This window comes from Roseinatronobacter domitianus (assembly GCF_023336755.1).
Classification (GTDB): Bacteria; Pseudomonadota; Alphaproteobacteria; order Rhodobacterales; family Rhodobacteraceae; genus Roseinatronobacter; species Roseinatronobacter domitianus.
Window position 1 is genome coordinate 206399 of sequence record NZ_JALZWP010000004.1, and the last position, 8654, is coordinate 215052.

Annotated in this window: 12 protein-coding genes and 1 tRNA gene; 4 read left to right on the forward strand and 9 right to left on the reverse strand. The window is 61.3% G+C overall.

Annotation, left to right across the window (positions count from 1 at the left end):
- Positions 1-38 precede the first annotated feature (38 nt).
- The 4 genes from nudC (at position 39) to M3N55_RS06425 (ending at position 2412) form a co-directional block, all read left to right on the forward strand.
- The gene (nudC, locus tag M3N55_RS06410; RefSeq protein WP_249057552.1) at positions 39-974 is read left to right on the forward strand and encodes an NAD(+) diphosphatase; all 936 of its coding nucleotides are present in this window, start codon (positions 39-41) and stop codon (positions 972-974) included.
- Between the two features lie 75 nt (positions 975-1049).
- Positions 1050-1715 carry a CDP-diacylglycerol--glycerol-3-phosphate 3-phosphatidyltransferase gene (gene pgsA / locus M3N55_RS06415; protein WP_249057594.1) on the forward strand — a complete coding sequence of 222 codons (666 nt, stop codon included), beginning with the start codon at positions 1050-1052 and terminating at the stop codon, positions 1713-1715.
- Complete coding sequence (gene moaD / locus M3N55_RS06420; RefSeq protein ID WP_249057553.1) at positions 1712-1963, forward strand: molybdopterin converting factor subunit 1; 252 nt, start codon at positions 1712-1714, stop codon at positions 1961-1963. Before pgsA ends, moaD begins: the two co-directional genes overlap by 4 nt.
- Positions 1964-1968: 5 nt before the next feature.
- Positions 1969-2412 carry a molybdenum cofactor biosynthesis protein MoaE gene (locus M3N55_RS06425; protein WP_249057555.1) on the forward strand — a complete coding sequence of 148 codons (444 nt, stop codon included), beginning with the start codon at positions 1969-1971 and terminating at the stop codon, positions 2410-2412.
- A 130-nt stretch (positions 2413-2542) separates the two neighbouring features.
- Here the strand turns inward: M3N55_RS06425 and rplA are convergent, their stop codons facing one another.
- The 9 genes from rplA to M3N55_RS06470 form a co-directional block, all read right to left on the reverse strand.
- A complete protein-coding gene (gene rplA / locus M3N55_RS06430; RefSeq protein ID WP_249057557.1) occupies positions 2543-3241 on the reverse strand; it encodes a 50S ribosomal protein L1 in 699 nt (232 codons plus the stop codon).
- Positions 3242-3245: 4 nt separating this feature from the next.
- Positions 3246-3698 (reverse strand): 50S ribosomal protein L11, encoded by a 453-nt coding sequence (rplK, locus tag M3N55_RS06435; RefSeq protein ID WP_249057559.1) that lies wholly within the window; start codon positions 3696-3698, stop codon positions 3246-3248.
- A gap of 109 nt (positions 3699-3807) precedes the next feature.
- Positions 3808-4341, reverse strand: coding sequence for a transcription termination/antitermination protein NusG (gene nusG / locus M3N55_RS06440; protein ID WP_249057560.1), 534 nt, complete (start codon positions 4339-4341; stop codon positions 3808-3810).
- A 144-nt stretch (positions 4342-4485) separates the two neighbouring features.
- Positions 4486-4683, reverse strand: a complete 198-nt coding sequence (secE, locus tag M3N55_RS06445; protein ID WP_227427561.1) for a preprotein translocase subunit SecE — start codon at positions 4681-4683, stop codon at positions 4486-4488.
- A gap of 64 nt (positions 4684-4747) precedes the next feature.
- On the reverse strand, positions 4748-5683 hold the full coding sequence (locus tag M3N55_RS06450; protein WP_249057563.1) for a hypothetical protein: 936 nt from the start codon (positions 5681-5683) through the stop codon (positions 4748-4750).
- A tRNA-Trp gene (locus M3N55_RS06455) sits at positions 5656-5731 on the reverse strand. Before M3N55_RS06455 ends, M3N55_RS06450 begins: the two co-directional genes overlap by 28 nt.
- A 40-nt stretch (positions 5732-5771) precedes the next feature.
- Entirely contained in the window at positions 5772-6449 is a 678-nt protein-coding gene (locus M3N55_RS06460; RefSeq protein ID WP_249057566.1) for an LbetaH domain-containing protein, read from the reverse strand.
- Positions 6450-6515: 66 nt separating this feature from the next.
- Positions 6516-8360 carry an ABC transporter ATP-binding protein gene (locus M3N55_RS06465; RefSeq protein ID WP_249057568.1) on the reverse strand — a complete coding sequence of 615 codons (1845 nt, stop codon included), beginning with the start codon at positions 8358-8360 and terminating at the stop codon, positions 6516-6518.
- 121 nt (positions 8361-8481) lie between these two features.
- On the reverse strand, positions 8482-8654 hold a 173-nt coding region (locus tag M3N55_RS06470; protein ID WP_487392689.1), incomplete at its 5' end, for an EF-Tu C-terminal domain-related protein.

Below are 8654 nucleotides of genomic sequence, written 5' to 3' on the forward strand. Positions count from 1 at the left end.
TTATGGGAAACGATCAACGCTCGGAACAGGAAAACACCATGAAATGCCTTGAAATGGCCTTTGTCGGACGCTGGGATAACCGCGCCGCAGACGAACGGGCCACATCACACACTCTGCGCATAGGGTCGCAGGTCTTGCCGTTATGGCGCGGCAAACCGCAAATGAGCGATTACGGTCTGGCCTGGGTGAATGCCGATGACACAGCGTTGCGCCATGCCGGGGAAACCTGGCTTTATCTGGGCCGACAGGACGGGCAGCCGCGCTTTGCTGCCGACATCTCGACATGGGAACCCGATGGGCTGGATAGCGCCGCACTGGCCATGTTTGCGGACCCGACGGAACAATATTATCCGGGCGCGGAAGAGGGCACACGCTTTGCAGAATTGCGCCTTGCGATGACGCAGCTTGACCCGGCAGAGGCCGCGCTTGCCGCGACCGCCCGCGGCGTGTTCAACTGGCACCGGTCGCATCGCTTCTGCGCCGCCTGCGGGCAGGAAAGCACGCTGGCAATGGGCGGCTGGGAGCGTCACTGCCACGCCTGCGGTGCCAAGCATTTCCCCCGCACGGACCCGGTTGTCATCATGCTGGTCGCGCATGGCAACCGATTGCTGCTTGGCCGGTCGCATGGCTGGCCCGAAGGCATGTATTCCGCACTTGCCGGTTTTGTCGAACCCGGCGAAACACCAGAGGCGGCCGTCGCCCGCGAGGTTCTGGAAGAGACCGGGATCACGATTTCAAACGCGCGATACCTCGGCGCACAGCCGTGGCCTTTCCCCAATTCGCTGATGCTGGGCTATCTGGCACAGGCGCGCGACGACCGCATCACGCTTGATGATGAATTGGAAGATGCACTCTGGATCAGCCGCGAAGAGCTGCTGGCCGTCATGGCAGGCGAACGCACCCACCCCAGCCCGGCCCGGCCCGGTTCTATTGCACATGCGATGATCCGCCACTGGCTTGCAGGCCATGTCTAGGGCGCTCTTGCCTTTCGCGCGCGAAATAAGCAGGTTAAGGACATGACCGAGACCCCCCTTACAAAGCCACGCGCCATGCTCTGGAACCTGCCAAATATCCTGACCATCCTGCGCCTGCTGGCGGCGCCGGGTGTGGCGATATTATTCCTGTATTTCCACCGGCCCTTTGCCGATTGGTTCGCGCTCGTGTTGTTCGGACTTGCGGCTCTCACCGATTTCTTCGACGGCTACCTGGCCCGCGCCTGGAAACAGGAAACCCGGCTCGGCGCCATGCTCGACCCGATTGCCGACAAGGCCATGGTCGTAATCGCGCTTCTGGTTATCACCGGGTATTCAGGGATGGACCCGTGGCTTATCCTGCCGGCGACGGCCATCCTGTTTCGCGAGGTCTTCGTGTCTGGCCTGCGTGAATATCTGGGCGACACGGCAGGTCTTCTGAAAGTGACCAACCTTGCCAAATGGAAGACCACCGCGCAGATGACCGCCATCGCCGTGCTGTTTCTGGCACTTGGGCTGGACTACACGCGCGAAGCCAGCAGCGCGCGCCTCGATATCGACCTGCTCGATGCACTGGACCAGATCGGAACCTCCGACCTCTCCGTGATCGACCTCGCCACCTATGATGGCGGCGTCGTGTGGATCATCGGACTGGCCCTGATCTGGGTCGCCGCCCTGCTCACACTGCTCACCGGCTGGGATTATTTCCGCAAGGCCCTCCCCCATCTTGGAGCGAAACCATGAAACGCGAGATCCTTTATTTCGCATGGCTGCGCGAACGCGTCGGCCTGCCGCGCGAAACTGTCGACACAGAGGCCCGCACCGTCGCCGAACTTGTGGCCGAACTCGTCGCGCGCGAAGACCGTTACGCGCTCGCCTTTTCGGACCCAAGCACCTTGCGCGTCGCGCTCGACCAGGAACTGGGCGAATTCGCCACACCCTTGGGGGATACGCGGGAAATCGCGTTCTTTCCTCCCATGACCGGCGGCTGACACCCATGATGATCCGCGTGCAAAACGCCCCGTTTGATTTCGGGCAGGAATGCAACGCCTTCGCGCAAGCCCAAGGCAATATCGGCGCGATCGTCAGCTTTTGCGGCATCGTGCGCAATAACGACACCGGCACGCTGCACCGGATGGAGATCGAGCACTATCCCGGCATGACAGAACGCGCCCTCGACAAAATCGCTCAACAGGCGCGGGCGCGCTGGAGCCTCTCCGATTGCATGATTATCCATCGCTACGGGACCTTGGCGCCCGAAGAGCTCATCATGATGGTCGCGACCGCGAGCGCCCACCGCGCCAGCGCTTTCGCCGCTGCCGATTTCTTGATGGATTATCTCAAATCCCGCGCGCCGTTCTGGAAAAAGGAAATTACCGAGCAGGGCGCGGAATGGGTTGCCGCAAAAGACAGCGACGAAGACGCTCTCTCCCGCTGGTAACCGTTCATCCTTGCACAAATATCCTGGGGTGAATGGTCCCGCAGGGACCAGAGGGGCAAAGCCCCTGATCCCCAGCATCACGCAAAAAGGCGGCCCTTGGGCCGCCTTTTTCAATTTGGTCAAGTCTTGCTCAACCTTGCGTGGCACTGTCCACGCTGATCGACACGCCCGGGCCCATGGTGGAGCTCAGGAAAAGCTGCTTCATGTAAGCACCCTTCGCGCCCGTGGGCTTCGCCTTGGCCACCGCATCCACGAAAGCGCGGATATTCTCGGCCAGTTTCGCATCGTCAAACGACGCCTTGCCAACACCGGCATGGACGACGCCTGCTTTTTCAGCCTTGAACTGAACCTGGCCACCCTTTGCCGCCTCAACAGCCGCTTTCACGTCCATTGTCACCGTGCCAACCTTGGGGTTCGGCATCAGATTGCGCGGGCCCAGGATTTTGCCCAAGCGGCCTACGATGGGCATCATGTCAGGCGTTGCGATGCAGCGGTCGAACTCGATCTTGCCGGACTGGATGGTTTCCATCAGGTCTTCGGCACCAACGATATCGGCACCAGCGGCGGTCGCTTCATCGGCCTTCGGGCCACGGGCGAACACCGCCACGCGGACGGTTTTGCCGGTGCCGTTCGGCAGCGACACAACGCCACGCACCATCTGGTCGGCATGGCGCGGGTCAACGCCCAAGTTCATCGCGATCTCAACGGTTTCGTCGAATTTCGCGGTGGCGTTCGCCTTGATCAGGCTCACGGCATCTTCCACGCTCAGGTTTGCTTTACCGGCAAAGGCTTCGCGGGCGGCTTTCACGCGTTTTGCAATTTTAGCCATTGGATTACCCTTTCACCTCAATACCGATCGACCGGGCGGACCCGGCGATGATCTGCATGGCGCCCTCGATCGTGGTCGCGTTCAGATCCTTCATCTTCGCTTCAGCAATTTCCCGGATCTGCTTGGTGGTCACGCTGCCTTGCACGGTGCGGCCCGGCATGGGCGAGCCTTGTGCGCGGTTGCGCTTGCCCACGGGCTTCAGGCCTGCGGCACGCTTCAGATACCAGGACGCCGGCGGCGTTTTCAGGTCCATCGTGAAGGACTTGTCCTGGTAATAGGTAATCACGGTAGGAATTGGCGCGCCCGGCTCCAGCTCTGCGGTGCGGGCGTTGAATTCCTTGGTGAACATCATGATATTGATGCCGCGCTGACCCAATGCGGGGCCAACGGGCGGCGACGGGTTTGCTTTACCCGCCGGAATTTGCAGCTTCAGCTGCCCAACGACTTTCTTGGCCATCTGGCCTCTCCTTCTTGTCACCTCGCCCCCGGTCGCGACCGGTGGGCTGCTTGCGGTTTAGTGGTCCGGCCTGACCGGGCGCGCCCGGCTGCCTCCCACAAGTTTCATGTCAGCCGTCTTTCGACACCTGCATGAATTCCAGATCGACCGGGGTGGCCCGGCCAAAGATCGACACCATCACCTTCAGGCGGTTGTTGTCGGCATCCACTTCTTCGACCATGCCCGAGAAGCCCTCGAACGGGCCATCGTTGACCTTGACCTGCTCGCCCACTTCAAAATGAATGAGCGTGCGCGGCGCGTCTTCGGTTTCCTGCACACGGTTGAGGATGGCGTTCACCTCTTCATCGCGCATCGGCATGGGTTTGCCTTGCGAACCCAGGAACCCGGTCACACGGTTAATAGAGTTGATAAGGTGATAGCCCTTAGGTGTCATTTCCATGCGCACCAGCACATAGCCAGGCATGAAGCGGCGCTCGGTCGTCACCTTCTTGCCGCGGCGCACCTCGATCACTTCCTCGGTCGGCACCAGAACTTCTTCGATCATCTCTTCCATGCCGGCCTCTGCGGCAGCCGTGCGAATGGCTTCTGCGATCTTCTTTTCGAAGTTCGACAAAACGCTCACCGAATACCAGCGTTGGGCCATGATGCTCTTTCCTGTCTCGGGCCAGAAGACCACGCCCTGTGCGCGCCATCCGGATGAAATAAAACAGCGCACCGAGTCGGTGCGCCTTTTGTCGCTCTGTTACAGCCGCCAAGCGCGGGTTTCAAGCCCTACGCGCATTGCACCTTAGCCGAACATTCCCAAAAGCCCGCCAAGGCCCGTGCGGATCAACAGATCGACCAGAAAAAAGAACACGGCGGTCAGCGCGGCCAAGGCCAGCACCATCAGCGTGGTGATGACCACCTCGCGCCGGGTGGGCCATGTGACCTTTGCGGTCTCGGCACGCACCTGCTGCATGAACTGGAAAGGATTTGTCTTGGCCATGGGTCCGCCTGTCTCTTGCTTGGCCATCACATACGCAGGCAGAAGGCCGGTTTCAAGCGTGTTTCTAAGTGTCGGGGGTCGCATCCGCTTCGGAGAGGCGCAACAGCGTCACCTTGGGCATCGCATCAAGCTCTTTGCAATCCGCCTCATAGCGGGCCATGTCGTCTTGCAGACGCGCCGCCTCGAAGGGTGCGGGACCGGGAAATTCATCGGATTTCGGGTAAAGCCCACGCGCCTCGCGGATCACTTCTGTAACATTGCGGGCCGGGTCATAGGCCAGCGCCGCGCGCGCGTGCTCCAAAGCCCGGACAGATGTGCCGACAAGTCGTTTGCGGGCTGGCAGATCGAACCTGCGCCCACGCCCCAACATCGTATCAAGCACAAGCGGCACGATATCGGGGTAATCCTCGTATCGCCAGACCACAACCCGCGTCACACCGGGGACATAGGCCAGACGCTGCACCAGTTCTGACCAGCGCAAACGGTCCGGCTGCACCTGCGAAAGGTAGCTTTCTATCGGGTCGAATCGTCCCGCATTCTGTTGCTGACCATGCGCCGAGGTCAGGAAGGACAAGGGCGCGCGGATAGACAGGTAAAGCGTGGCGTCCTCGCAGCCCAAAGCCTGTAGCAACCGCGACAAACGCGGTGCCGCCTCTGGGTAAAAGCGCGCGCCCCTGGCCACCAGATCGGCGCGGGTTGTGCCCAGAATATTCTCTTCAGACAGAACAAGGCGGCACATGCGATTGCGTTCGAACGCGGCCAACAGGTCTGCAGGCGGGTTCGCGGCCTTGCCTGCAAGCGATGGCAGGCGCAATTTGCCGCGCAGCAGTTCGGGGCCGAAATACGCGACGCTCTTTTTTCGCAGAATGCCGCGCGCCTTGCTGAACCCGTGCTGAAGATGCGAGGTCGCTGTTTTATGCGCGCCGATATGTATGGAAAGCGTCAGGCGCGACGCACCCGTCCGTTCCAGACTGGCAGGGGCGGAGGGACTCGAACCCACGACCCTCGGTTTTGGAGACCGATGCTCTACCAACTGAGCTACACCCCTAAGTCTGTGTCGCGTTGGGTATGCCAGCCCCTTGCCAAGATCAAGAGGGAAATGTGCCCGACGCGGTGTCGATTTCTGCTTTTGCCGCTTCCAGCCGCGCAAGATTTGCCCCGCAAATGGCGACCTCGTGGCGCTCGATCATCTCTATCGGCCAATCCCACCAAGCGATTGCCCGCAATCTTGCGGCCACATCCGCCGCAAAACGCTGGCTGATTGCCCGCGCCGGGTTGCCTGCCACGATGGTATAGGGCGCAATTGCGCCACCAACCACGGCCCCTACCCCCACGATAACCCCGTCGCCTATTTGCGCACCGGGCAGAATGCGCGCGTCCTGCCCGATCCAGACGTCATGGCCAATGACGGTATCCGGACCCTGCCCCGGCAGCGACGGCGCGTTTTCAGAGCCGCCCTGCAAGAGTGCGAAAGGATAGGTCAAGGAGCCTTGGCCCGGATGCTTGGCCGAAGATGTGATAAACTGCACCCCATCCGCGATCTGGCAGAATTTGCCAATGACCAGTTTTTCGGGCGAGAATTCCAAAAGATAGGGCGCCAGATGCGCGGCCCAATCCTTGGGTGCCAGATGCGCGCTGGCATAGCTATAAGCCCCGATGCGCCAGCGTGGATGGTCAATAACTGCGCACAGGAAAACCGATTCCCGCTGCGCAGTTCCATCAGGCTGTGTCACCGGATAAACCGTGTCGGGAAGTGGAAAACCCATAACGTCCTGCAAAATCTGTTGGCGTTATGGTTAACCGCTTAGGGTGTGGCGGGCAAGCACACAGGCTTACACGTCAAGAAACCCGCCCGATTGACGCGCCCAAAGCCGGGCATAAAGCCCATCTTTCGCCAGCAATTCGGCATGTGTGCCAGTCTCTATCACGCGGCCTGCCTCCATCACGACAAGCCGGTCCATAGCGGCGATGGTAGACAGACGATGCGCGATGGCGATCACGGTCTTGCCCTGCATCAGCCGCTCCAACTGGGTCTGGATCGCCGCCTCGACCTCAGAGTCCAGCGCCGAGGTCGCCTCATCCAGCACCAGAATCGGCGCGTCTTTCAGCGCCGCGCGGGCAATGGCGATCCGCTGGCGCTGCCCGCCCGACAGCTTCACACCACGCTCACCGACATGCGCGTCCAACCCCCGACGACCCTTGGCATCCGCCAACCCTTCGATGAAGGCGCGCGCTTCGGCCAGATCGGCGGCGGCCCAGATTTCGGCATCCGTGGCATTCGGGCGGCCATAGGCGATATTGTCGCGCACCGAGCGGTGCAGTAGCGCGGTATCTTGCGTGACCACACCAATCGCGGCGCGCAAGGATTCCTGCGTGACGCCGGCGGTATCCTGCCCGTCAATCAGAATGCGCCCCCCGCTGACATCGTAAAACCGCAACAACAGGTTCACGAGTGTGGATTTCCCCGCACCCGACCGCCCCACCAGCCCCAGTTTTTCGCCGGGGCGCAGGTGCAAATCCAAACCGTCCAAAACGGCGGGGGCAGGGTCGCTGGTCGCGTCATATTCGAAATGCAAGGCATCGAACCGTATCTCGCCGCGCATCAGCGCCAACGGCTTCGCGCCCGGTGCATCGCCCACGTCGCGCGGCTGCGACAGCGTTGACAACCCGTCGCGCACGGTGCCGATATTCTCGAACAACGCCGCGAATTCCCACATCACCCAATGCGACATGTTCCCCAGCCGCAGCGCCAGTGGGATGGCGACCGCCAAGGCGCCCAGCGCCAGATTGCCGCCCAGCCACAGCCACAGCCCAATTGCCGTGACCGCCCCGGTCAAAAGCGCGTTCAGCGTGTTTACGGTCATGTCCTGCACCGCAACCAGACGCATCTGGCTATAGACGGTCTGCAAGAACCCATCCATGCCGTTGCGGGCAAAGGCCTCTTCTCGGGCGGAATGGCTGAACAGCTTGACGGTGGCAATGTTGGTGTAGCTGTCAACAATGCGGCCCGTCATCTCGGCCCGCGCATCAGCCTGTGCCTGTGCAACACGGCCCAAGCGTGGCACGATAATGGCCAGCATTCCGCCATAGGCCAGCGCCCAAAGCGCAAAGGGCAAGGCCAACCGCCAGTCCAGCGTGGCCGCCAATGCCAGGGTGCCGATGAAATAGGCGAGGATATAAACTGCCACATCCATCAGCTTCATCACTGTTTCGCGCACAGCCAGAGAGGTCTGCATCAGCCGCGTCGCGATCCGGCCCGCGAATTCATCCTGAAAATAGCGCATGGATTGGCCGATCAGCCAGCGGTGCCCCATCCAGCGCACCCGCTGCGGAAAGTTACCCATCAGCGCCTGATACATGATGAAAGCGCCGATCACGGCCAGCGCGGGCAGAACCAACAACAGCAACACACCCATAAAGGCCAGCCGACTGCCTTCCAACGCAAGAAACTGATCTGGCCCCAGCTCTGCCATGCGGTCAATCAACGTGCCCAGATACCCCAGAAGGACAATCTCCAGCCCCGCGAAGACGGCAGAAACCACAGACATCGCCAGCAGCCAAGGGGCCAGCGGGCGCGCGTAATGCCACAAGAACGCCCAGAACCCACCAGGCGGTTGGCCGGGCGGGTCGGCCGGATAGGCCGGAATGCGAGACTCGAAATAGGAAAACAGGCGCATGGGTCAGCCTATATCACAAGACAAGGGCGCGCGGTCCCCCGCACGCCCCCGTAAGTCCAATCGCGACTGCGCGATTATTCGATGATTTTCGACACACCAACCGTGGCGCGTCGCAACATCATCACTCGATGATTTTCGACACGACGCCTGCGCCGACGGTGCGGCCACCTTCACGGATGGCGAAGCGCAGCTTCTCTTCCATGGCGATGGGCGCGATCAGCTCGACCTCGAATTTCAGGTTGTCGCCGGGCATGACCATTTCCGTGCCTTCGGGCAGCGCGACCGTGCCGGTCA

Coding starts and splice junctions, on each gene's coding strand:
- rplA (WP_249057557.1), bottom strand. CDS start 3,241: ATGGCTAAAATTGCAAAACGCGTGAAAGCCGCCCGCGAAGCCTTTGCC.
- secE (WP_227427561.1), bottom strand. CDS start 4,683: ATGGCCAAGACAAATCCTTTCCAGTTCATGCAGCAGGTGCGTGCCGAG.
- M3N55_RS06465 (WP_249057568.1), bottom strand. CDS start 8,360: ATGCGCCTGTTTTCCTATTTCGAGTCTCGCATTCCGGCCTATCCGGCC.
- rplK (WP_249057559.1), bottom strand. CDS start 3,698: ATGGCCAAGAAAGTCGTTGGGCAGCTGAAGCTGCAAATTCCGGCGGGT.
- pgsA (WP_249057594.1), top strand. CDS start 1,050: ATGCTCTGGAACCTGCCAAATATCCTGACCATCCTGCGCCTGCTGGCG.
- moaD (WP_249057553.1), top strand. CDS start 1,712: ATGAAACGCGAGATCCTTTATTTCGCATGGCTGCGCGAACGCGTCGGC.
- nusG (WP_249057560.1), bottom strand. CDS start 4,341: ATGGCCCAACGCTGGTATTCGGTGAGCGTTTTGTCGAACTTCGAAAAG.
- M3N55_RS06425 (WP_249057555.1), top strand. CDS start 1,969: ATGATGATCCGCGTGCAAAACGCCCCGTTTGATTTCGGGCAGGAATGC.
- nudC (WP_249057552.1), top strand. CDS start 39: ATGAAATGCCTTGAAATGGCCTTTGTCGGACGCTGGGATAACCGCGCC.
- M3N55_RS06460 (WP_249057566.1), bottom strand. CDS start 6,449: ATGGGTTTTCCACTTCCCGACACGGTTTATCCGGTGACACAGCCTGAT.